General features: G+C 68.8%; 20 protein-coding genes. 7 read left to right on the plus strand and 13 right to left on the minus strand.

Going from position 1 to position 21858, the window contains the following annotated elements; all coding sequences use genetic code 11:
• Nucleotides 1-25: 25 nt before the first annotated feature.
• From ACZ5BU_RS10975 to ACZ5BU_RS10990, 4 genes are all read right to left on the minus strand, one after another.
• A complete protein-coding gene (locus tag ACZ5BU_RS10975) occupies nt 26-634 on the minus strand; it encodes a hypothetical protein (protein ID WP_465697633.1) in 609 nt (202 codons plus the stop codon).
• An 84-nt stretch (nt 635-718) separates the two neighbouring features.
• Nucleotides 719-1522, minus strand: a complete 804-nt coding sequence (locus tag ACZ5BU_RS10980; RefSeq protein ID WP_465697635.1) for an ABC transporter permease — start codon at nt 1520-1522, stop codon at nt 719-721.
• The gene (locus ACZ5BU_RS10985) at nt 1519-2412 is read right to left on the minus strand and encodes an ABC transporter ATP-binding protein (RefSeq protein ID WP_465697637.1); all 894 of its coding nucleotides are present in this window, start codon (nt 2410-2412) and stop codon (nt 1519-1521) included. Before ACZ5BU_RS10985 ends, ACZ5BU_RS10980 begins: the two co-directional genes overlap by 4 nt.
• Nucleotides 2413-2482: 70 nt before the next feature.
• Nucleotides 2483-5182 carry a bifunctional acetate--CoA ligase family protein/GNAT family N-acetyltransferase gene (locus tag ACZ5BU_RS10990; RefSeq protein ID WP_465697639.1) on the minus strand — a complete coding sequence of 900 codons (2700 nt, stop codon included), beginning with the start codon at nt 5180-5182 and terminating at the stop codon, nt 2483-2485.
• Between the two features lie 127 nt (nt 5183-5309).
• Between ACZ5BU_RS10990 and ACZ5BU_RS10995 the strand changes: the two genes are divergently transcribed.
• From ACZ5BU_RS10995 to ACZ5BU_RS11015, 5 genes are read left to right on the plus strand one after another with little or no spacing between them, the layout of a single operon-like run.
• A complete protein-coding gene (locus ACZ5BU_RS10995) occupies nt 5310-6698 on the plus strand; it encodes a cytochrome ubiquinol oxidase subunit I (RefSeq protein WP_465697641.1) in 1389 nt (462 codons plus the stop codon).
• Nucleotides 6699-6709: 11 nt separating this feature from the next.
• Nucleotides 6710-7777, plus strand: a complete 1068-nt coding sequence (cydB, locus tag ACZ5BU_RS11000; protein WP_465697643.1) for a cytochrome d ubiquinol oxidase subunit II — start codon at nt 6710-6712, stop codon at nt 7775-7777.
• On the plus strand, nt 7777-9546 hold the full coding sequence (cydD, locus tag ACZ5BU_RS11005) for a thiol reductant ABC exporter subunit CydD (protein WP_465697645.1): 1770 nt from the start codon (nt 7777-7779) through the stop codon (nt 9544-9546). The genes cydB and cydD overlap by 1 nt, the downstream gene beginning before the upstream one ends.
• The gene (gene cydC, locus ACZ5BU_RS11010; RefSeq protein ID WP_465697647.1) at nt 9543-11303 is read left to right on the plus strand and encodes a thiol reductant ABC exporter subunit CydC; all 1761 of its coding nucleotides are present in this window, start codon (nt 9543-9545) and stop codon (nt 11301-11303) included. Before cydD ends, cydC begins: the two co-directional genes overlap by 4 nt.
• Nucleotides 11207-13555: a phosphoketolase family protein gene (locus ACZ5BU_RS11015; protein ID WP_465699240.1), complete on the plus strand. Its 2349-nt coding sequence runs from the start codon at nt 11207-11209 to the stop codon at nt 13553-13555. Before cydC ends, ACZ5BU_RS11015 begins: the two co-directional genes overlap by 97 nt.
• Before the next feature lie 9 nt (nt 13556-13564).
• On the opposite strand, the gene ACZ5BU_RS11020 is transcribed toward ACZ5BU_RS11015, so the two are convergent.
• The 8 genes from ACZ5BU_RS11020 to ACZ5BU_RS11055 form a co-directional block, all read right to left on the minus strand.
• Nucleotides 13565-13765 (minus strand): SHOCT domain-containing protein, encoded by a 201-nt coding sequence (locus tag ACZ5BU_RS11020; protein WP_465697649.1) that lies wholly within the window; start codon nt 13763-13765, stop codon nt 13565-13567.
• A gap of 57 nt (nt 13766-13822) precedes the next feature.
• Nucleotides 13823-14365, minus strand: a complete 543-nt coding sequence (locus tag ACZ5BU_RS11025; protein ID WP_465697651.1) for a flavodoxin family protein — start codon at nt 14363-14365, stop codon at nt 13823-13825.
• 11 nt (nt 14366-14376) lie between these two features.
• The gene (locus tag ACZ5BU_RS11030; protein WP_465697653.1) at nt 14377-15300 is read right to left on the minus strand and encodes a universal stress protein; all 924 of its coding nucleotides are present in this window, start codon (nt 15298-15300) and stop codon (nt 14377-14379) included.
• Nucleotides 15301-15310: 10 nt separating this feature from the next.
• Nucleotides 15311-16183, minus strand: coding sequence for a universal stress protein (locus tag ACZ5BU_RS11035; RefSeq protein WP_465697655.1), 873 nt, complete (start codon nt 16181-16183; stop codon nt 15311-15313).
• Nucleotides 16184-16304: 121 nt separating this feature from the next.
• Nucleotides 16305-16964, minus strand: coding sequence for a CBS domain-containing protein (locus ACZ5BU_RS11040; protein ID WP_465697657.1), 660 nt, complete (start codon nt 16962-16964; stop codon nt 16305-16307).
• A gap of 11 nt (nt 16965-16975) precedes the next feature.
• Nucleotides 16976-17668, minus strand: coding sequence for a DUF4389 domain-containing protein (locus ACZ5BU_RS11045; protein ID WP_465697659.1), 693 nt, complete (start codon nt 17666-17668; stop codon nt 16976-16978).
• 103 nt (nt 17669-17771) lie between these two features.
• Complete coding sequence (locus ACZ5BU_RS11050; protein WP_465697661.1) at nt 17772-18023, minus strand: hypothetical protein; 252 nt, start codon at nt 18021-18023, stop codon at nt 17772-17774.
• Between the two features lie 48 nt (nt 18024-18071).
• Complete coding sequence (locus tag ACZ5BU_RS11055; protein ID WP_465697663.1) at nt 18072-19538, minus strand: DUF779 domain-containing protein; 1467 nt, start codon at nt 19536-19538, stop codon at nt 18072-18074.
• A 243-nt stretch (nt 19539-19781) separates the two neighbouring features.
• Between ACZ5BU_RS11055 and ACZ5BU_RS11060 the strand changes: the two genes are divergently transcribed.
• Nucleotides 19782-20567 (plus strand): 2-oxo acid dehydrogenase subunit E2, encoded by a 786-nt coding sequence (locus ACZ5BU_RS11060; protein ID WP_465697664.1) that lies wholly within the window; start codon nt 19782-19784, stop codon nt 20565-20567.
• 56 nt (nt 20568-20623) lie between these two features.
• Nucleotides 20624-21061 carry a hypothetical protein gene (locus tag ACZ5BU_RS11065; RefSeq protein WP_465697666.1) on the plus strand — a complete coding sequence of 146 codons (438 nt, stop codon included), beginning with the start codon at nt 20624-20626 and terminating at the stop codon, nt 21059-21061.
• On the opposite strand, the gene ACZ5BU_RS11070 is transcribed toward ACZ5BU_RS11065, so the two are convergent.
• Nucleotides 21047-21772: a VIT1/CCC1 transporter family protein gene (locus ACZ5BU_RS11070; RefSeq protein WP_465697668.1), complete on the minus strand. Its 726-nt coding sequence runs from the start codon at nt 21770-21772 to the stop codon at nt 21047-21049. The genes ACZ5BU_RS11065 and ACZ5BU_RS11070 overlap by 15 nt on opposite strands.
• Nucleotides 21773-21858 lie beyond the last annotated feature (86 nt).

Below are 21858 nucleotides of genomic sequence, written 5' to 3' on the forward strand. Positions count from 1 at the left end.
CCCCATCCTCGCAGCCGCCATCCAGCTACCGACGAATGGACGGCTTCTCGAGGGGTAGGGCTTCGCCGCGCATTCCGGATCGGCGGATCAGGCTGGAGACCAGTTGTTGAGCCTGGTCGAGAGTTTCGTCGAGGATCTTGAGGCCATGGTCGACGTGGCCTGCCTGGAACGACCAGCGGGCGACGGCCAGGCCTTGTACCAACGAGTCGTTGATCTCGATCGCTTCACGGTGCAACAGTGCGGCTGCCTCCAGCCGGCGGCGTTCCAGCTCACCCACGCGCAACCTGTCAGCTGCACGGCCGAGTAGCAGACCCAGTATCAGCATTGGCGCGACGCGCGTTGCCCATCCGCTGACGGTCAAGTGGACATCGCGCAGTACGACCCAGAGAACAATGAATGCGACGGCGGACAGCCCGGCAATCCCACCAGCCAGCAGGCCGAACGTGATCGCTACCAGAGCAACCGGGAAGACGTAGAGCAGGAAATAGTCATCCCCTGGCGTCCCAGCGAACACTGTCAGCAGCAGTACTGCGCCGTACAGCCCGCAGGCCACCGCGAGGGCAATGGCAGAGTGCTGCCGGAACCACGGATTCCGCGGCGGCCGAAGATGCGGGGACCAGGCAACGTCTTTCATACGTCAAGCAATAGGCGCACCCGCGGTCCCTCCACAGGGCCAAACGTCCCGTGTGTGGTGGGTTCCACGCGTTCGGCACCGGTGTCAGCGGGTCAGGTCGCGGCGGGTGAATCGGAGGCCGGCTGCGACGGCCGCGATCAGGGGGATCGCTGCAAGGACCACGAAGTCACCGGCGGGTGCCGTGCCGGCGAGGAGGTCCACTGGGCGGAAGTAGTGGAACGGTGAGGCGAAGCGCAGCGGGCTGATGCCGTCGATGAGCAGGGCGATGAAGTTCAGGAAGAACCAGGCGACGACGATGCCGACCGTGATGCCGATCGCCCGGCCGCGTAAGCTTGAGGCCGCCGACACGAGTACGCCGAGCATCGCGACGCCGACGAACAACAGCCACGAGCCGCCGAACGCTCGCAGTACCGAAGCCATCGGCAGGCCGGCCACCTGGCCGATCGTCTCCCGCGCGATCAGTACGGCGACCAGGCCGCCCAACTCCGCAGCGGTCACGGCAACGATCGAGGCGACGGCCTTTGCGGCCAGGAATCGCACCCGGCCGACCGGGCGGGCGAGTACCAGATCGATCGTGCCGCGCTCGACCTCGGTGGCCACCGATCCGGCGGCGACCAGCAGCGCCGACGAGGTCAGCAACGCGAGCACGACTGGGTGTGTCATCCCGAGACTCAACCATCCGTCCGGGTGGAAGAAGTCCGCCGAGCCGCCGAGGAACGCCGTCATCGCCTTGGGCGGCGACTGCAGGAACGGCACGTTCGGCGCGTCCTTGGTGAACGACGACGAGGCGAACAGGATCAGGTAGAAGAAAGCGCCCACCCCGAGGGCCAGGATGCCGATCGTACGGCCTACCTGACGGAGCGTCTGGCGGAGTACGACAACGCTCATCGGGCCTCCCCGTAGATCTCGAAGAACGTCTCGGCGAGATGCACCGGTTCGCAGACGAACTCGTGCACGGCGAACGTACCGAGCCGGCGCATCAACGGCTCCATGTCCCCACGGAACTCGAACCGGTGCACCAGGCCGTCGCTCTCCAGCGCCGAGACGCCGGCGACGTCGAGGGCTCCGTCGGCGATCGGCGTCTTCAGTACCAGGGTGCAGTGGTGCACACTCTCGCCGGTCACGTCGGCGGTCGCGCCGGTCGCCACGATCCGGCCGGCCTTGATCACGGCGACCCGCTCTGTCGTCTGCTCGACCTCGGTCAGGATGTGCGAGGACAGGAAGACGGTGCCGCCCGCGCGTCGATGGTCGTCGAGCAATCCGACGAACCGTTCCTTCATGACCGGGTCGAGACCCTCGGTCGGCTCGTCGAGCACCAGTACGCGGGGCGCGTGCTGGAACGCCTGTACGAGGCCGATCTTCTGCCGCATACCGCGTGAGTAGAGCCTGACCTGCCGATGCAGATCAGCTGCCGACAGTTCGAGTCGCTCGCACAGCTCGTTCCGCCGCACCGGTGGACGTCCCTGCAGGTCGCCGAGATACTCGAGGCACTCGAGGCCGGTCAGCTGTGGCCACAGCCCGTACTCCCCCGGCAGGTGGCCCACGTCGGCCAGCACCACCCTGAGGTCGCTCGCGATGTCGCGGCCGAGAATACGAATCGTCCCGGACGTCGGCCGCACCAGCCCGAGCATGCTCCGGATGGTTGTCGTCTTACCGGCGCCGTTCGGACCGACGTACCCGAACGCCTCACCGTCGGCGATCGAGAACGACACCCCGTCGACGGCCAGCTTGTCGCCGTACCGCTTGACCAGCCCGGCCACCTCGATCGCGACACCCACCGGCCGACCTCCGCTCCACCTGACCCGCTACTCCCTCACCGTACGTCGCGAACCCGACAGTTGTGCCGGGTCAGGGTTGGTCCGTGCGGAGGTGGCGGGCGTGCCAGTCGGGGGCGGGGGTTGTCGGGGTCAGGCGCACGCGGATGTCTACGGCGACGGCGCCGGACGGGGCGGCGGTCAGGGGGTTGATGTCGAGTTCGGCGAGTTCGGGGATGGTGCCGGCCAGCCAGGCGATTCGGTGGATCACCTCCAGGACCGCCTCTTGGTCGGCGGCTCGGGCGCCGCGGTAGCCGGCCAGTAGTGGGGCGCAGCGGAGGGAGTACAGCATCTCGCGGGCGTCGAGGTCGGTGAGTGGGAGGCCGCGCCATTGGCGGTCGGCGAGTACGTCGGTCAGTACGCCGCCGCTGCCGGCCATCAGCAGCGGGCCGAAGAGCGGGTCGCGGACTACTCCGATGACCAGCTCGGTTCCAGTCGGTGCCATCGCCTGGACCAGTACGTGCGGATCCCCCGTCGCGGTGGTGATTTCGTCGTACGCCTGGCCGAGCTGGACCGCGTTGGTCAGTCCGACGCGCACGCCGCCGATGTCGGTCTTGTGTACGACGCCGGGCGCGGCTGTCTTCAAGGCGACGGGGTACTGCGCCGCGGCAAGGGCCTCCGAGCGCGTCGCGGCGGTCACCACCCGGATCACGGGGACTCCGGCTCGGCGCAGGAGCTGATTCGACTCGTGCGGATCGAGCCAGCCGCCGTCGGGGTTCTGCCGCAGATACCGTCGTACGACGGCCCGTGCGCCGGCTGCGTCGACGCGGGCCAGCTCCGGTACGACGCCCTGCGGCCTTGCTCGCCATTCGGCGTACTGGACGGCGTGCGCCAGGGCCCGTACGGCACTCTCCGGGAACGGGAACACCGGCAGCCGCCGCCCGTCCGCCAGCGCAATCTCCGGCGCCGCGTGCACCGCTCCGACACAGTTCACAACAACCGGCACGACCCGGCCTTCGGGAACCTGGCCGGCGGCGGCTATGGCGGCGTAGATCTCGTTGACGTTTCCGGCCCGCGTCGCGGCATAGTTCACCACCAAGGCGTCGACCTCGTCGCTCGCCACCAGGACGCGCAGCGCCTGCTCCAAGCTCGCCGGAGACGCGGCCGCGCCGAGGTCGACGGGGTTCGCCGTACCCACCGCGCCGATCGCGGCAAGCTGCTCCTGAATCGCCGCGCTCAACACCGGCAGCTCGAGCCCGAGCCGCGCGCCGGTGTCCGCGGCGAGAATCCCGGCCCCGCCGGCATTTCCGACCACCGCGAGCCGGCGTCCCCGGGGCAACGGCGGTACGGCGAGCACCCGGGCCGTCTCCACCAGCTCCTCGACGGTGTCCATCCGCAGTACGCCGGACTGCGCGAACAACGCATCGACGGCCGTCTCGGGAGTCGCGGCGGCCGCGGTGTGCGAGACTCCGGCCCGGCGTCCTCCGGCCGAGCGGCCGCCCTTGACCACCAGGATCGGTTTGGTCCGCCCGATCATCCGGGCCAGCGCGCCGAACTTCTGCGGGTTCCCGAACGACTCCAGGTACAGCCCGATCACGGCAGTCCGTTGGTCGTCCCACCAGTGCAGCAGCACATCGTTGCCGCTGACATCAACCTTGTTGCCGAGGGAAACGAATTCGGAGATCCCGAGACCGGTCCGGCCGGCATGCTCGAGTACCGCGATGCCGACCGCGCCCGACTGCGCCGCGATGGCGAGGGTTCCCGGCGTCGGCGCCACCTCGGCGAAGGTCGCGTTCAGCCGTACGTCCGGAGCGGTGTTGACCAGGCCGAGGCAGTTCGGGCCGATCAGCCGGATGCTGTGCCGGCGCGCGATCGCGAGCAGCTTCCGCTGCGACTCCCGGCCGGCCTCACCGAGCTCGGAGAAGCCGGACGTCAGCACCACCGCACCGCCGACGTCGCACTTTCCACACTCCGCGAGCACCTCGAGCACGCGCTCCGCCGGAACGGCGATCACCGCGAGATCGATCGTGTTCGGCACCGCCGAGATCGACGGGTACGACGGCAGGTCGGCGACCTGTTCGGCGTTCGGATTCACCGCGTACACCGAGCCGGTGAATCCGCCTCTGACGATGTTGTGCAGGAGTTCGTGCCCGATGCCGCCGGGCCGGCGGCCGGCGCCGATCACGGCAACAGTCCTAGGTGAGAAGAGCCGTTGCAGGGAACGGTTCTCTGCCGCCCGCTCGCGAGACGCCATCTTCGCCAGTGTCACCGGGTGGTACGCCGTGTCGAGCACCAGCTCGACCACACCACTCTCGAGCTTGCGTACCTGCTCGAAACCGGAATCGGCGAGCAACCGCAGCATCCTGCCGTTCTCCCCCAGCGTGTCGGCGCGGAGTCGCTCGATACCGTGCTCCCGGGCGGTCGCCGCCAACTGCTCCAGCAACAGCGTCCCGATCCCCCGGCCCTGTACCGAGTCCTGGAGCAGGAAGGCCATCTCGGCCTCACCGGCGCGCAGCGCTTCGTAACTCGCGACACCGACCACCTGGTCGCCGTACTCCGCGACCAGCGCGACGTGACCGTCCTGCTCGGCGGCGAGGTGATGCGTGTAGTCGGTGGCCATGCTCCGGTTGACGCCGAAGAACCGCAGGTACATCGACTCGTCCGAGACCCGGTCGTTCATCGCGAGCAGCGCCGGCTCGTCGTCCGCCCGGATCGGGCGGATCCGTACCACCGACCCGTCCGACGCCAGCACGTCCCACCCGGTCTGCGGCCGCGCCTGATCCAGCAGCGTCATCACAGCTCCCTCCGCACCATCCCACCTCACCTCGCTGCAACACCGCCGGGACAGTGCCGTTGGGTCCCGGGGGTCCGGGACCTTCGCCTCTAGGACGTCACCGGCTGTGACCGGGACGCTGAGGACCATGGATGCGATCGACCTGGCACGGTGGCAGTTCGGAATCACCACCGTGTACCACTTCTTGTTCGTGCCGATCACCATCGGCCTGTCGTCCCTGGTGGCCGGCCTGCACACGGCCTGGTACCGCACCGGGAAGCAGAAGTACCGGCAGCTCACCCAGTTCTGGGGCAAGTTGTTCCTGATCAACTTCGCGATGGGTGTCGTCACCGGCATCGTCCAGGAGTTCCAGTTCGGGATGAACTGGAGTGCCTACTCGAAGTTCGTCGGCGACATCTTCGGTGCTCCGCTGGCGATCGAAGGACTGCTCGCCTTCTTCCTCGAATCCACCTTCCTCGGGTTGTGGATCTTCGGCTGGGACCGGCTGCCGAAGCGGATCCACCTGGCCAGCATCTGGCTCGTTGCCATCGGCACCATGCTGTCGGCGTACTTCATCCTCGCCGCGAACTCGTGGATGCAGTGGCCGGTGGGCTACACGTACAACAAGGGCAGCGGCCGGGCCGAACTGCACGACTTCGGCGCCGTACTGACCAACAAGGTGGCCCTGGCAACCTTCCCGCACACACTCGCGGCCTGCTTCTTGACCGGCGGCGCCTTCATGCTCGGCATCGCGCTCTGGCACGTGCTGCGCGGCGGCGAAGAGCGTACGGAACTGTTCCGTCCCGCGGTCAAGCTCGGCGCGATCACGGTTCTGGTCGCAGCGGTCGCGGTGCTGGTCACCGGCGACATCCAGGGCAAGATCATGACCGAAACCCAGCCGATGAAGATGGCCGCGGCCGAGGCCCTGTACGAGACCTCTCAACCCGCCGGCTTCTCGCTGCTGACCATCGGTTCGCTCGACGGCCAGCGAGAGGTGTGGTCACTGACAGTGCCGCACGGGCTGTCCTTCCTCGCCACCGGCACCTGGAACGGCAAGGTCCGGGGCATCAACGACCTCCAGCAGGCGTACGAGCAACGCTTCGGCCCGGGCAGCTACAAACCGAACATCCCGGTGACGTACTGGACCTTCCGGCTGATGATCCTGTTCGGAGCCCTGTCGGCGCTGGTTGCCCTGATCGCCTTGTGGTACATCCGGCGACCGGGCAGGAAACCGTCGAAATGGCTAGTCAGATCCGCGATCGCGCTACCGCTGCTGCCCCTGGTCGCGAACAGCTTCGGCTGGATCTTCACCGAGCTGGGCCGGCAGCCGTGGATCGTCTTCGGACTCATGCAGACCCGGGACGGCGTCTCACCGACCGTCGGCGCCGGATCGGTCCTCACCTCGATGATCACCTTCACCGTCCTGTACGGCGTTCTCGCGGTGATTGAGGTCGCCCTGCTGCTCCGCTTCGCCCGGACCGTACCCGCTGAACCCTCGGCGGACGCCGCCGAGCCCGACGCCGCTTTCCTGTACTGAGGAGTGCTCCCGTGCATCTCACCGACATCTGGTTCCTGCTGATCGCGGTTCTGTGGACCGGCTACCTCGTGCTCGAGGGCTTCGACTTCGGCGTCGGCATGCTGCTATCTGCGGTCGCCAAGGATCCCGTCGATCGCCAGGTCGCGCTCCGGACCATCGGTCCGGTCTGGGACGGCAACGAGGTGTGGCTGCTGGTCGCCGGCGGCGCTACCTTCGCTGCCTTCCCGATCTGGTACGCCAGCCTGTTCTCCGGCTTCTACCTCGCTCTTCTGGTGATCCTGGTTGCGCTGATCGTGCGCGGCGTCGCCCTGGAGTACCGCAACAAGCTCCACGATGCCGCGTGGCACCGGCGCTGGGATCTCGCGATCGTGATCGGCAGCGCCGTACCGGCGTTGCTCTGGGGCGTCGCGCTGGCCAACATCGTGCGCGGCGTACCGCTGGACGCGCAGCACAACTACACCGGCAACTTCTTCACCCTGCTGAACCCGTACGCGCTGCTCGGCGGGCTCACCACCCTGGTGCTCTTCGCTCTGCACGGCGCGATCTTCCTCGCGCTCAAGACGCACGGACCGGTACGTGACCGCGCCCGCGCACTGGTACTCCCACTGGGTGCGGCGACGGTGCCGCTGGCGGCGGCGTTCTTGATCTGGACCCAGTCGTACGACGGTTCCTGGATCACGTGGACGCTGGCGCTGCTCGCCGCCGCGTGCCTCGTCGGCGGCCTGCTCGCCTCGCGGGTCGGCCGCGACGGGCTCGGCTTCATCGGAACGGCCGCGACCATCGTGCTCGCGTCCGCGACGCTGTTCGTCACGCTGTATCCGAACGTGCTGCCGTCGACCACGGACCCGGCGTTCAGTCTGACCACGACGAATGCGTCGTCCACGCACTACACGTTGACGATCATGACCTGGGTGGCTGTGATCTTCACGCCGATCGTGCTGCTGTACCAGGGCTATACCTACTGGGTGTTCCGCCAGCGCCTCACCCGGGACGACATCCCACAGGACAGCGCGTCGGGCCCCGCGCCTGACTCCGCGCCTGGCCCGGCACCTGATACCGCGCGGGCCGAGACCGCCTGATGCCGGCCGTCGACCGGCGCCTGCTCCGGCACACCCGCAGCACCAGGATCTTCCTGGTGCTGTCGGGCGTGATCGGCACCGCGCAAGCCGTACTCATCCTCCTCCAGGCCTGGCTGCTCGCCGCGATCATCGCGGACGCGTTCCTCGCCGGTCTCGGCCTCGACCGCCTCCGCGGCCGCGTGATCGCGCTCGCGGCCACGCTTCTCAGCCGGGCCGTACTGTCCTGGGTCGCCGAGGTCGTCGCGCAACACTGCTCGGCGGCCGTGAAGTCCGAGCTGCGGATGCGGTTCCTCGAGAAGATCGTTGCCCTGGGCCCGCGTTGGCTGACGGGTGAGCGCAGCGGCGAGCTCACCACACTCACCACCCGCGGCATCGATGCCCTCGACGACTACTTCGCCCGGTACCTGCCACAGCTGGTCCTGGTCACCGTCGTACCGCTGGTGGTTGCGTCCCGGATGCTGACAGCGGACTGGCTGAGCGCGGTGATCGTCGTCGTCACGCTGCCGTTGATCCCGATCTTCATGGTGCTCGTCGGGCTCACCACCAAGGCCTCGACCGCACGGCAGTGGGCGACGCTGCAGTCCCTCGCACATCACTTTCTGGACGTGCTCGCCGGAATCGGGACGCTCAAGGTGTTCGGCCGTTCCCGCGCCCAGGTCGAGACGATCCGGCGGCTGTCCGACCGCCAACGGCGTACGACGCTCGCAACGTTGCGGATCGCGTTCCTGTCGTCCCTGGTCCTTGAGCTGCTGGCGACGTTGTCGGTCGCGCTCGTCGCGGTCTCGGTCGGCCTTCGGCTGGTCGACGGGCGGCTTTCCTTGCAGACCGCGCTGCTGGTTCTGATCCTCGCCCCGGAGGCGTACCTGCCATTCCGCCTACTGGGTGCCCATTATCACGCAAGCGCGGAGGGCCTCGCGGCTGCCGACCAACTGTTCGCCGTCATCGAGCAATCCGCCCCGGCCCCGGGCCACCACATTGCCGACCCCACGGCCGGGATCGTCCTACGGCACGTCACAGTCAACGGTCGAGCGGCCACCACCGCCGGGGACACCGAGCTGATGGCGCTCGACGACGTGTCGGTGCTGATCCCGGCCGGGCAGGTGACCGGCATCGTCGGGGCGAGCGGTGGTGGGAAGTCCACGGTGCTCGGGCTGTTGCTCGGTACGATCCGGCCGGACCGTGGGCAGGTACTTGCCGGTGGCATCGACCTCGCCGACGCCGATCCGGCGCAATGGCGCCGCAACCTCGCCTGGATGGGGCAGGATCCGGTCCTGTTCGCCGGCACCGTCGCGGACAACATCCTGCTGGGCACCGACGAGCCGTCGTCGGACCGCATCGCCCTCGGTCACGCCGACGCGGACGATCTCGCGGTGCAACGGGTAGCCCAGGCAGCACGGGCGGCACAGGCGGCACGCGCGGCGCAGGCGGCGCAGGCGGCACGGGCGGCGCGGGCGGCACGGGCGGCGCGGGCGGCGCGGGCGGCGCGGGTTGACGTACCGCTGGAGTTGGTGCTCGGTGAGCGGGGCGACGGGGTGTCGGCGGGGCAGCGGCGGCGGATTGCGCTTGCTCGGGCGATTCTGCGCGACGCGCCGGTGATGCTGCTCGACGAGCCGACCGAGAGCGTGGATCCGGAAACCGAGCAGGCGCTGCTCGAGTCGCTCCCGGCGGCGTTCGCCGGCCGGACCGTCGTGATCGTCACCCATCGCCCTGCTCTGCTCGACCTGTGCGACAACGTGATCCACCTCGACCGTACGGCGGTACCGGCATGAGCACGTTCCGCTGGCTGGCGGCCGTCGTACGGCCGGAGCTGAAGCGACTGATCGCCGCCGCACTGCTGGGCACGCTGGCGATGGCGTGTTCGATCGGGCTGATGGCCACGTCGGCCTGGCTGATCTCGCGGGCCGCGGAGCATCCGCCGGTGCTCTACCTGATGGTCGCGATCGTCGCCGTGCGCGTGTTCGGCATCGGACGTGGCGTACTCCGGTACGCCGAACGGCTCGTCGGCCACGACGCCGCGTTCCGGGTCCTCGGGCGGACCCGTGTCCAGGCGTGGATCGACCTCGACCGCGCCGCGCCTGCCGGACTGGGTGGTACGCGCGCCGGCGACCTGCTGACCCGCGTCACGCGGGACGTCGACGCGATCCAGGACCTGCTCGTCCGTGCCCTGCTCCCGGTCGCGATCAGCCTGCTGACCGGCATCGCCACCGTCGTTCTGCTGACCGCGCTCCTGCCTGCCGCCGGCGCCGTCCTGCTGATCGGACTGTCGGCCGCCGGTCTGGGCGCGCCCGCAGCCTCGCTGATCCTGTCCGCGCGAGCCGAACGACGCTTCGCCCCGGCTAGATCGACGCTCACCACGAACGTCCACGAGCTCCTGACCGGCCTCGCGGACCTGACCGCGTACGGCGCAACCGATCAGCGGCTGCACCAGATCCGGCAGCAGGACGGCCGGTTGACGGCGATCCTGCGCCGCTCGGCGTTCTCCACCGGAGTCGGCGCGGCCGTGGCGAACGCGGTGCTCGCCTGCACCGTGACGGGCGAGATCCTGGTGGGCGTCCCTGCGGTCCGCGACGGGCGGCTCGCCGGCGTCGTGCTCGCCGTATTGGTCCTCACCCCGCTGGCCGCCTTCGAACTCGTCACGCCACTCCCCGCGGCCGCCCGCCACCTGATCCGCGGCTGGCAAGCCGCCGCCCGCCTCCGCGCCCTGACCGAGCTGCCGAACCCATCAGTTGCCTGGGGCACCGAGGCGGGCGTGGGGGCGGGCGGGTTGGCTGTGCGAGGGCTTACTGTGCGCTGGCCTGATGCCTCCGTTCCCGCTCTGGCCGGGGTCGATCTCGAACTGGTCCCCGGGCGGCGGGTCGGGTTGATCGGGCCGAGCGGATCCGGGAAGAGCACGTTGGCCGCGGCCCTGATGGGTTTCCTCACCCCCGAAGCCGGGCGGATCACGCTCAGCGGCACGGAGCTGGCTGCGATCGACGAAGAGTCGTACCGTCGGCAGGTAGTGCTCTGCGGGCAGGACGACCATGTCTTCGACACCACCATCCGCGAGAACCTCATGATCGGCAAACCGGACGCCACCGACCAGGAACTCTTCGACGCGCTCGACCGCGTCCGCCTCGGCGCCTGGGTCCGCAGGCAACCAACCGGCCTCGGCACCACCGTCGGAGAACGCGGCGCGCGCATCTCCGGCGGCGAACGCCAACGTCTCGTCCTCGCCCGCGCACTCCTCGCCGACCCCGCCGTACTCGTCCTTGACGAACCCACCGCCCACCTCGACGACCCGACCGCCGACGAACTCATCCACGACATCACCGACGCCACCGAGGGGCGAACCACGCTCCTCATCACCCACCGCTACCGCGACCTCGAGGCCGTCGACGACGTCCTCGACCTCTCGAAGGAAACGTCATGCACGAGCTCACCGGAAAGCCCCTGTCCGACCAGGAAGTCGCCGATCTCGACGCGTACTGGCGAGCCGCCAACTACCTCTCCGCCGGCCAGATCTATCTACTCGGCAACCCACTCCTGACCGAACCGCTGCAGGCCGAGCACATCAAGCCACGACTGCTCGGCCACTGGGGCACGACACCCGGCCTCAACATGCTGTACACCCACCTCAACCGGGTGATCCGCCGCCGCGACCTCACCATGATGTACGTCATCGGTCCCGGCCACGGCGGCCCGGCCATCGCCGCGAACACCTGGCTCGAAGGCAGCTACAGCGACACCTACCCGGACGTCTCCCGGGACGCGGCCGGCATGGCGCGGCTGTTCCGCCAGTTCTCCTTCCCCGGTGGTATCCCGAGCCACGTGGCGCCGGAGCTGCCCGGTTCGATCCACGAGGGCGGCGAGCTCGGCTACTCCCTCAGCCACGCGTACGGCGCCGTACTGGACAACCCGGAGCTGATCGTGGCCTGTGTGATCGGCGACGGCGAGGCCGAGACCGGCCCGCTCGCTGCCTCCTGGCACTCGAACAAGTTCCTCGACCCGGCCACCGACGGCGCCGTCCTGCCGATCCTGCACCTGAACGGGTACAAGATCGCCAACCCGACAGTGCTGGCGCGGATCGGCGACGACGAGCTGACCCGGCTGCTCGAGGGGTACGGCTACCGCCCGTACCTCGTCGACGGCGCGGAGCCCGAACACGTCCATCAAGCCCTCGCCCTCACACTCGACCGGGTCCTCGACGACATCACGGCGATCCAGACCGAGGCCCGCGCGGGCCACGCCGCGCCGCGCCGGCCGTGGCCGATGATCGTACTGCGTACTCCGAAAGGCTGGACCGGCCCGCGCGAGGTCGACGGCGTACCGGTCGAAGGCACGTGGCGGGCACACCAGGTGCCACTGTCCGGCGTACGGACCTCGCCGGAACACCTGCGGATGCTCGAGGACTGGCTGCGCAGCTACCGCCCGGAGGAACTGTTCGACTCCGAGGGCCGACCGGTGCCGCGCCTGCTCCAACAGGTCCCGGCGAACCGGATGGGATCCAGCCCGCACAGCAACGGCGGCCTGCTTCGCCGCGACCTCGATCTACCACCGGTCGCGGAGTACGCCGTACCTGTTCAGAGTCCTGGGGAATCCGAGCACGAGCCGACGCGGGTGCTCGGCAACTACCTGCGCGACGTGATGCGAGCGAGCCTGCCGTACCGGAACTTCCGCGTCTTCGGACCGGACGAGACCGCGTCGAACCGCTTGGACGCCCTGTACGACGTGACCGGCAAGGCCTGGAACGCCGAAGTACTACCGACCGACGAACACCTCGCGGTCGACGGCCGGGTGATGGAGATCCTCAGCGAACACACCTGCCAAGGCTGGCTGGAGGGGTACCTACTGACCGGCCGCCACGGCTGGTTCTCCTGCTACGAGGCGTTCGTGCACATCGTCGACTCGATGGTCAACCAGCACGCCAAGTGGCTCAAGGTCACCCGCGGACTCCCCTGGCGACGGCCGATCTCGTCCCTCAACTACCTGCTCACCTCACACGTGTGGCGGCAGGACCACAACGGGTTCTCGCACCAGGACCCCGGCTTCATCGACCACGTCGTGAACAAGAAGGCCGAGGTCATCCGCGTCTACCTGCCGCCGGACACGAACACCCTGCTCGCAACCGCCGACCACTGCCTGCGCAGCAAGGACTACATCAACGTGATCGTGGCCGGTAAACAACCGCAGGCCGACTGGCTCGGCCCGGAGCAGGCCGCGCTGCACTGCGCCCGCGGGATCGGCGTCTGGGAGTTCGCGAGCAACGACGCCGGCGAACCCGACGTGGTGATGGCCTGCGCGGGCGACGTACCGACGCTCGAGACTCTCGCCGCCGTGAACCTGCTGCACGAGCACCTGCCCTCGTTGAAGATCCGCGTCGTCAACGTGGTCGACCTGATGCGCCTGCAGCCGGCGAGCGAACATCCGCACGGGCTCCCCGACGCCGACTTCGACGCGCTGTTCACGACGGACAAGCCGGTGATCTTCGCGTACCACGGCTATCCGTGGCTGATCCACCGGTTGACGTACCGGCGTACGAACCACGGCAACCTTCACGTTCGCGGATACAAGGAGGAAGGCACCACGACCACGCCGTTCGACATGGTCGTGCGGAACGACCTCGACCGGTTCCACCTGGCGCTCGACGTCATCGACCGGGTACCAGGCCTCGCGCAGCGCGCCGCCGACGTACGCCAGTGGCTCGTCGACCAGCGCGCCCGGCACCACGACTACATCCTCGAACACGGCGAGGACCTGCCCGAGATCCGCGACTGGCACTGGCGACGCAGGCCGGCGTGAAGGTAGGAGCTAGACGTCCAGGTCGTGTTCGCGGAGGCGGGCTCGGGCTTCGTCGAAGTCCTCGCGGGTGATTTCACCGGCGGCGAAGCGGCGTTCCAGGACGTCCAGGGGCGATGGGAGCTGGGGCCGGGGCTGGCGGCGTGGTTGCCGGATCACCCATACGGTGGCCCACGCCGCGCCGCCGATCACCAGGACCCACAAGACCATCATGGCGACGAACCAAAGTCCGCCGCCCGTACTCCAGTGCATCATCGTCGGTCAGTCCTCTCAGGCGACTTTCGCGGAGCCGGTCAGTAGCCGGCCGAGTTCTTCACCCCAGCGTTCGGCGCGCTCGAGCTCGACGTCGCGGATCGGCCCGGTCGTCTCGTTCACGAAGAAGCTCTCGGAGGTGCCGATCATCCGGTAACCCATCCGGCGCAACACCTTCGCCGCGGATCGGGCTGCCGAGCCCGGCAGCCGCCGTACCGTCGCGATCCGGGTGTCGAACGTCGTCACCTGCGGCGCCCGGCGGCCACGCGGCGGCTTCAGCGCTGCGAGCCAGTCGCGGATGCCAACCTCGATCGGCATCACGACATCGCCCTGTTTCCACGCTTCCTGCCGCGTGGACAGCCGGCTCATCGAGAACGCATGCGTCGGTCCCCCGACGACCAGCAGCCGGACGTCGTCGGGTACGACGTCCGGCGCCCGGTTCACCGGGATCGCTTCGGCCGGTCCGTACCGCCGCAGCCCGTCGCGGATCGCTCGCGCGATCCGCTCGGTGTTGCCGAACATCGTCTCGTACACGATCAGCGTACGATCGTTCGCGGACATGATTCCTCCTGTCAGGCCGTTGGAACGACAGCACCGGTACGTCGTGCAACCGTCAGGCGTAGGCGCTCGGTGTCGGTCAGGTGATGCGGCACGATCGCGACCGGGCAGGTCATCGCAGCCATCGAGCGCCGCGCGACCGGGTCGATCGGCAGCGGGCCGCTGTGCGCGCCGACGACCACCAGGCCGACCTCGGCGCTCTCGTGCACCAGCGCCGCCGCCGGTGCCCGGCTGCTCAGGAACCGGGTCACCTTCACGGTCGGGAACCGGCTCGTCCACGGGCCGAGCGTCTCGGCCAGCACGTACTCGGCCCGGCTGATCCACGAGCACTCCGGGTCGTCGTCGACGAACGGACGCTCCGCCGGCAGCCCGGCGTGCACCACGATCAGGCCGCCCTCGCGGGCCGCCGCCTCGCCGAACGCGAACTCCAGCGCCTCGGCCGACAACGCCGTACCATCGATGCCCACGGCAACCTTCCGGTCGAGCAGCGACGGCTTCCAGGACAGCGGTACGACGACCACCGGACAGCCCGCCCGTGCCGTCAGCGTCAGGTTCGCCTGGGTATGCACGAGCCGCTGCGGCCCACGACTCCGGGACCGCGCAACCACCAGCATCCGCGCGTGCCGCGCCGCGTGCGCGAGCACCCGGCCTCTCGATCCCTCAGCGGCGACCGCCGCCAGTTCGAGCGCGTAGCCGTTCAGGTGCCGCACGTGCCCGACCGCGGCCCGCAACGCGGCATCGGCCTGCTCGGCCGGCGGCTTCGCGGCGTACCCCGGAGTCATCGGGTTGAAGGAACCGTGCGCCGAGTACGGCGCCACGAGCACCAGCTCGGCACCGGAACGCAGTGCCTCGGCGGCGGCGTAGTCCACCACCCGCAGGTTCTCCGCGCTCCCGTCCACTTCGACCACGACAGGCCCGGTACGGTTCCAGCTACTCATGTCACTCTCCTCATTGCCGAGACTGTTGAACAGGTACGAGGGCCAACGGGCACGTCGCATGGTGCAGGACGCCGCGCGTCGTCGATCCGAGCAGCATCGAGGTCAGCCGGGCGCGATGGTGACTGCCGACGACCAGGAGCTGGGCGTCGGACTGCTCGGCGGCCGTAACCAGGCCGTCGACCACGTGTCCGCGCCGTACCTCGACTTGGAAGTCGGGGTACTTCTGCCGCCATTCGTCGGCGAGGTTCTCGAAGTGCCGCTGCGCGTTCTCGGACCATTCGGCGCTGACGCCGGCGGTGTTCATCGCGTCCCAGCTGAAGACGGCGGGCAGGTCCCAGACATGCAGGATCCGTACCGGCAGCCGGCGCTCGCGGGCCGCACCGACCGCGAACTCGAGCAGCTCCGCGTTGTCCTCAGTATCGTCAAGGGCGACCAGCACCGGGCCGGCGTGGTCGGACGGCTTCCAGTGCTCCGGCACGATGACGACCGGTACCGTCGCGTGCGCCGTGACCGCCTCCGAGGTGGAGCCGATCAGCAGCCGCTTGAACGTCCCCAGGCCGCGGCGCCCGACGACCAGCATGCGGCTGTCCGCCGCGGCTTCGGTGAGCGTCCGGGCCGGCGGCCCGACCATCAGGTTCGCTTCGTTGTCCAGTGCGTTCGGGCTTTCGTCCAGGTACTTCTGGACGTCGTTGACGAGCTCCGTCGCCTGGTCGTCGACGAAGTCCGGCTCCCATCCGGGGACGTGCCGGACCTGTTCGTCGATCACGTACACCGCCTGGAGGGGTTCCTGCCGGAGCCGTGACTCCTGCAGCGCCCACTCCAGGGCACCGGCGTCACGCCATGAGCCGTCGACTCCCACGAGGATGACCGGCTTGCTGGTCATGGTGTCGTCCTTCCACTCGTGTTCCGACACTTCGATCGTGAGCTTTCGCGCGGACGACGGTCAGAGCCCTTCTCACCCCACCTGTATGAGCCGAACGGCCCAGACCTCCCGGGACCTCTGCCTAGTAGAAGATTCCGCCCGGTTTGCGGCTCGTGTCGTCGGAGGCCCAGGTCAAGTTGTTGCGTACGGCAACGACGCCGTCGACGCCCGCGACGAGGTGCTCGGCGAAGGCGACCGTACTGCGCGCCTCGACCTGACCGGTCAACGTGACCACGCCCTCCAGCACCGAGACCTCGACGGCGCGCGGGTCCTCCCACAGGTGCCGGTCCACGACGTCACGCCGCACCCGGGCCAGGATCTCCGGATCGGACGCCGTGTACGCGCTGAGCAGGTCGGACCGCGTCACGATGCCGGTGAGCTCGTCACCGTCCATCACGACCAGCCGGGTGATCTCGCGGGCCGCCATCAGGCGAGCGGCCTCGTCCAGGGTGCAGCCACCTTCGATCGTGACAGCCGGACTGGTCATCAGCATCGCGGCGGTCACAGCGTCCGCCTTGATCCGCGCCTTCCGGTGCAACCAACCTGAGGGCTTCTCCGCCTTGTAGAGCAGGTCGCTCTCGGACACGACCCCGGCGACACCGCCGGACACGTCCCGGACCGGCACCGCACTGATGTGGTGTTCTGCGAGCAGCGAAGCGACCGCCTTGAACGGCGTGTCTTCGGCGACCGTGACGACGTCCTTCGTCATCACGTCGGAAACAGTCAGGAAGTGACGCATCATGGGCCTTCCTCTCAGTCGCTGGGGGGCTGGCCGAGGTTCGTTGTACCGGGGTCGTCGCCGCCCTGGTCCAGGCGGAACGGCGGGTACTGGTCGACCATCAGGCCGGCGTACGCCGCGACACGGAGCGCCCAGCGGTTCATCCCGAGGACCAGGTCGAAGACCGCTCGCGGGTACCGCCCGGTGAACAGCAGCACGATCGCGGCCACCAGGACGAGGAGCCCGACAAGCCCACCACTCCAGCCCCAGGCCCGATCATCGGCCTGCGAGGCGAACCACGTACCAGTGCCGACGAAGAACCCGACCACCAGGTAGTGCGGGATCGCCAGCAGCCACCACTTCACCAGCACGAGTCCGCGGGACAGGTGCTCCGGGTAGTTGACCTCGAGATGCGCGGGGTAGTCCGGTACGTCGTGCAACGTGAACGGCGGATACTTGTCCGTTCCGAGTGCGCCGTACGCGTAGAACTGCACGCGCCACCACCAGCGCAGGACTCCGACGTTGAAGTCGAAGATCCAGCGCGGATACCGCCCGGTGAACAGAATCGCGAAGAACGCCACGAAGCTCAGCACCGCGAACGCGATCCCCAGCACCGCGAGCACCAGCAGGTGCGGAATCACCAGCACCCACTTCACCAACCACAACCACCGATTCAGCCGCTCGTCGAGCGCCCCGTCCACCCGAACCGGGTAGGTCACAGTACTCATCACGTTCTCCCGTCAGTCGTCCGTCACCCCCAGGCTCGGCCGTACGACGTCCGCACAGCAGAGTCAAAGGTCCCGCCTACGGCACGTCTTGCTGCACGATCTGTTAGCGAGGTCGGGACCGGCTCATTTCTGGCCGCGGATCCAGCGGCGCGCGACGGTGCGCCAGTCGGCATCCCAGCCGCGGAGGCGACGGCGGTTCAGCGGAGTGCGGGTCGAGCCAGACGGTCACCTGAGCACCGGCCGGAGTGCCGATCACGACGTGCGCGAGCCCCTGCCGTTCGGTCCCGTGCGGATCGACGAGCCGGCGTACGAGCATGAGCACCCACAGCTCCCCCGTACGATGCTTCGTGCCCATCACGCCCTCCCCGTGAAGCCCTTGGTCTTCAGCCGACCACCGTGTTCATCAGAACTGGAAGACCACGCGGGCCGGGATGTCTCCGGCCAGTACGTCCGCGATGGACTGGTTGACGTCGTCGAGCTTGCGGTCGACGGCGATCACCCGGGTCCGGCCGGCGGCGTGCAGGGCGAACACGTCGGCGAGATCGTTGCGGGTACCAACGATCGAGCCGATCACGCTCTTGCCGTTCAGGACGGTGTCGAAGATCGGCACGTTCATCGCTCCGTCGTCCGCGGGCAACGCCACGCAGACCAGCCGCCCGCCGCGCCGCAGCGCCTGGAAGGCCTGGTCGAACACCCGCGGATTCGCCGCCAGCACGACCGCGACGTCGGCACCGCCCAGCGCCTGGATCGCCGCCACCGGATCGACCTTCGCAGCGTTCACGACGTGATCCGCGCCGAGTTCCTTCGCCATCTCCAGTTTCGCGTCCTCGACGTCGACCCCGATCGTGACGCCACCGACGATCCGCGCGTACTGCAGGGCGAGATGCCCCAGGCCGCCGACTCCGAAGATCGCCACCGTCTCGTTCGGCTCCACGTGCGCGACCTTGATCGCCTTGTACGTCGTCACGCCGGCGCACGTCAGCGGGGCCGCGTCCCGGGAGGAGACCGCGTCCGGCACCGGCGTCGCGAAGGCCGCGGGTACGACGGCGTACTCGGCGAAGCTGCCGTTGACCGAGTAACCGGAGTTACGCTGCTCGAGGCAGAGCGTCTCCCAGCCACCGATGCAGTACCGGCACTTGCCGCACGCGTATCCGAGCCAAGCGATAGCCACCCGGTCGCCCACCGCGCGTTCGGTGACATCGGCACCGAGCTGTTCGACGACGCCGATGCCTTCGTGACCGGGAACGAACGGCGGCGTCGGCTTCACCGGCCAGTCGCCGTGCGCGGCGTGGATGTCGGTATGGCACAGCCCACTGGTCTCCATCCGGACCAGAACCTCGCCGGGCCCGGGATCGGGTACAGGGAGTTCCTGGATCTCCAGAGGCTTACGGAAATCGGTGACAACTGCTGCCTTCATGATGGTCCTTTCGACAGAACGGGTTGTGGATCGGGTGACGAAGTGGCCGCCGAGCCCGGCGGGGAGGGAGAAACCCTCCGGTCCGCCGGGAGCGACGTCGAGCAGGAGGGTCGTGTCGCCCCAGGCCTGGTCGAGGCGCCGGTCGAGGTAGAACGGGCTGCCCTCGATCTCACCGAGCAGCAGGTCGCCCGGACCGACCAGGAACTCGTTCTCCGGGTAGCACTTCGGCGTGCTTGTGTCGCGGCAGTCTCCGGACTGGACGAGCATCACCGGCGCGCCACGGCCGTCGCTCAGATGACGGATCGCCTGCCGAGCGGCCGCGGTGGCCGTAATACGCTCGGCGGACTTCGTACCCGGGCCGTCCTTGGCCGCGTGCGCGCCACCGTTGACGTTCTCGTACCGTGGCTTGACCTCGACCGGACTCCCCGGGTCAACGGGTTCGACGTACCGCATGATCCTTCTCCCTCGACTCGACGAGTCCATGCCCTTCGAGCCAACCGCGGACCGCGCGCCGCTCGTAGGGCCGAAAGACCCCTCCGGCCTGTGACCGCCGTGATCTGCCCGATCGGTCCGCCCACGGCTGAACCTGGGGCCCAAGGTCCCGGCTCGAACGGACCGATCGGCCGGTGCGGGCGATGGGCCCGGTGGCCGATGCTCTTGATGAGATCGGGGTGGGATCGGCTTCGGAGGTGGACCGTGGGCGCACAGGTCAGGGCAGTGCCGTGGGTGCGGCAACTGGTGATCGACGCCGGCCGCGCCGCACGCCGCCGGCATGCGATCCACGGTCTGTTCGAGGTCGACGTAACCTCGGCACGGGCGGCCCTTCGCCGCGACGGCAACGAGCGGCTCTTCACCGCGTTCGTGATCCACTGCATCGCCGCCGCGGTCGCCGCGGATCCGAGCGTCCAGGCGTACCGCGACCTGCGCGGCCGGGAGGTCGTGTTCGACCAGGTCGACATCGGGCTGCCCGTCGAGGTCGACGTGGACGGGAAGCCGTTCGCGTTCACGCATGTCCTGCGCGATGCGGGCCGCCGTACGGTCGAAGACCTGCATCGGGAGATGCACGCGGTCAAAGCCGATCCGCACCTGAGCCCGTCGGTCCGCAAGGAGCCGTGGGTGCACGCCTACCTGCTACTGCCCGGCTTCGTCCGCGTCGCACTGCTCGGCGCCCTGCACCGGCTGCCGAATCGGCAACGGGCGCTGGCCGGAACCGTTGGTGTGACCGCGGTCGGGATGTTCGGCGCCGGCGCCGGCTGGGGCATCGCCTTCCAGCTGCACACCCTCAGCATCGTCGTCGGCGGTATCGCCCGGCGACCGATCTTCTTCCAGGGCGTACTCGTCGAACGCGAGTTCCTGCAACTGACCATCAGCCTCGACCACGACGTCGTCGACGGCGCCCCCGCCGCCCGCTTCGTCAGCCGGCTGCGCTCATTGCTGACGCCCGCCACCGGCATCCATCTGACCGAGAAAGAGCCGGCCTGAAGCACAAGCTCGTGCCCGTCGGGTGTCGACAAACTCGCCCGCCACCGGAGGCTGACATGACCACGCCGGCCGCACAGATGCCGTCGGCAACCATCTGGCGCGTCGTACACAAGGCCTTCGTCACCCTCTTCACGACCGGCGCCGCCATCCACGTCGTCCTGGCACTCACCACCCCACGCTCGTACGACGGATTCGCCGACGCAGCGCTCTTCAGCTGGACCACAGACGCATGGCAGCACATCTTCATGGCCCACCCCACCCTGTGGGCCCTCCTCCTGGCGGCCACCGAACTCACCATCGCCGTCCTCCTGGTCAAGGCCCGCCGCCTCGGCTACGCCGCCGTCATCACATTCCACCTGGCCCTCATGCTCTTCGGCTGGGGCTTCTGGCTTTGGTGCGTACCCGCCCTCGCCATCGCCCTACCAGCCGCCCGCCGCGCGTGGCTCAGCTCGACCCAACAACTGGAAGGGCCAGGTGTTTCAGAGGGCGGTTGAGCCGACCAGTTGGCCCAGACCGTACGTGATCGCCATCGCCAAGGCGCCGCCCACGACGAGCCTGGCGACGGCGGGCGGCCGGCGGGCCTCACCCAGGTGCGCGCTCAAGGCTCCCGTTCCGGCGAGAGCAAGCAGGACGACGGCGAAGGTGACCGGTACGCGGCTCCCGGGCCCCGGGAGCAGGATCGCGATCAGCGGCAGTAACGCGCCCACCGTGAATGCGAGAGCGGAGGCTCCGGCCGCGTGCCACGGGTTGGTCAACTCGTCGGGGCGAATACCGAGCTCTGCCTCGGCGTGCGCGCTCAACGCATCCTGCTCGGTCAACTCAGTCGCCACCAGCTTCGCCGTCTCGGGCCGCAAACCCCTCGCTACATAGATAGCGGTCAACTCGGCGAGCTCCTCCTCCGGTGACGTGGCCAGCTCGGCCCGTTCCTTCGCCAACAGGGCTCGCTCCGTGTCACGCTGGCTGCTCACCGAGACGTACTCGCCCAGCGCCATCGACACCGCACCGGCAGTCAGACCCGCTACACCCGCTGTCAGGATCGCGGTCGCCGACGTGGTCGCTCCGGCCACACCCACGACGAGTCCCGCTGTCGACACGATTCCGTCGTTGGCACCCAAGACCCCAGCACGAAGCCAGTTCAGCCGCCCGGCGAGCCCCGCACGATGTGGTTCACCGCTGTGCGCGGACACACCATCGAAGCCAGCCATCTCGATCCCCCTCCGGACCAGCCCTGCAACGCACAGCGCTCCTGCGACCATACTCCCGGCGCGACGATTCACCTGAGGAGCAGCTG

It is taken from the genome of Kribbella sp. NPDC031520 (assembly GCF_055580825.1).

What these genes read in the sequence shown, in the direction of transcription:
- ACZ5BU_RS10975 (WP_465697633.1), bottom strand. Translation starts at nt 634, where the DNA reads ATGAAAGACGTTGCCTGGTCCCCGCATCTTCGGCCGCCGCGGAATCCG.
- ACZ5BU_RS10980 (WP_465697635.1), bottom strand. Translation starts at nt 1,522, where the DNA reads ATGAGCGTTGTCGTACTCCGCCAGACGCTCCGTCAGGTAGGCCGTACG.
- ACZ5BU_RS10990 (WP_465697639.1), bottom strand. Translation starts at nt 5,182, where the DNA reads ATGACGCTGCTGGATCAGGCGCGGCCGCAGACCGGGTGGGACGTGCTG.
- ACZ5BU_RS10995 (WP_465697641.1), top strand. Translation starts at nt 5,310, where the DNA reads ATGGATGCGATCGACCTGGCACGGTGGCAGTTCGGAATCACCACCGTG.
- cydD (WP_465697645.1), top strand. Translation starts at nt 7,777, where the DNA reads ATGCCGGCCGTCGACCGGCGCCTGCTCCGGCACACCCGCAGCACCAGG.
- cydC (WP_465697647.1), top strand. Translation starts at nt 9,543, where the DNA reads ATGAGCACGTTCCGCTGGCTGGCGGCCGTCGTACGGCCGGAGCTGAAG.
- ACZ5BU_RS11020 (WP_465697649.1), bottom strand. Translation starts at nt 13,765, where the DNA reads ATGATGGTCTTGTGGGTCCTGGTGATCGGCGGCGCGGCGTGGGCCACC.
- ACZ5BU_RS11025 (WP_465697651.1), bottom strand. Translation starts at nt 14,365, where the DNA reads ATGTCCGCGAACGATCGTACGCTGATCGTGTACGAGACGATGTTCGGC.
- ACZ5BU_RS11030 (WP_465697653.1), bottom strand. Translation starts at nt 15,300, where the DNA reads ATGAGTAGCTGGAACCGTACCGGGCCTGTCGTGGTCGAAGTGGACGGG.
- ACZ5BU_RS11035 (WP_465697655.1), bottom strand. Translation starts at nt 16,183, where the DNA reads ATGACCAGCAAGCCGGTCATCCTCGTGGGAGTCGACGGCTCATGGCGT.
- ACZ5BU_RS11040 (WP_465697657.1), bottom strand. Translation starts at nt 16,964, where the DNA reads ATGATGCGTCACTTCCTGACTGTTTCCGACGTGATGACGAAGGACGTC.
- ACZ5BU_RS11045 (WP_465697659.1), bottom strand. Translation starts at nt 17,668, where the DNA reads ATGAGTACTGTGACCTACCCGGTTCGGGTGGACGGGGCGCTCGACGAG.
- ACZ5BU_RS11050 (WP_465697661.1), bottom strand. Translation starts at nt 18,023, where the DNA reads ATGGGCACGAAGCATCGTACGGGGGAGCTGTGGGTGCTCATGCTCGTA.
- ACZ5BU_RS11055 (WP_465697663.1), bottom strand. Translation starts at nt 19,538, where the DNA reads ATGCGGTACGTCGAACCCGTTGACCCGGGGAGTCCGGTCGAGGTCAAG.
- ACZ5BU_RS11065 (WP_465697666.1), top strand. Translation starts at nt 20,624, where the DNA reads ATGACCACGCCGGCCGCACAGATGCCGTCGGCAACCATCTGGCGCGTC.
- ACZ5BU_RS11070 (WP_465697668.1), bottom strand. Translation starts at nt 21,772, where the DNA reads ATGGCTGGCTTCGATGGTGTGTCCGCGCACAGCGGTGAACCACATCGT.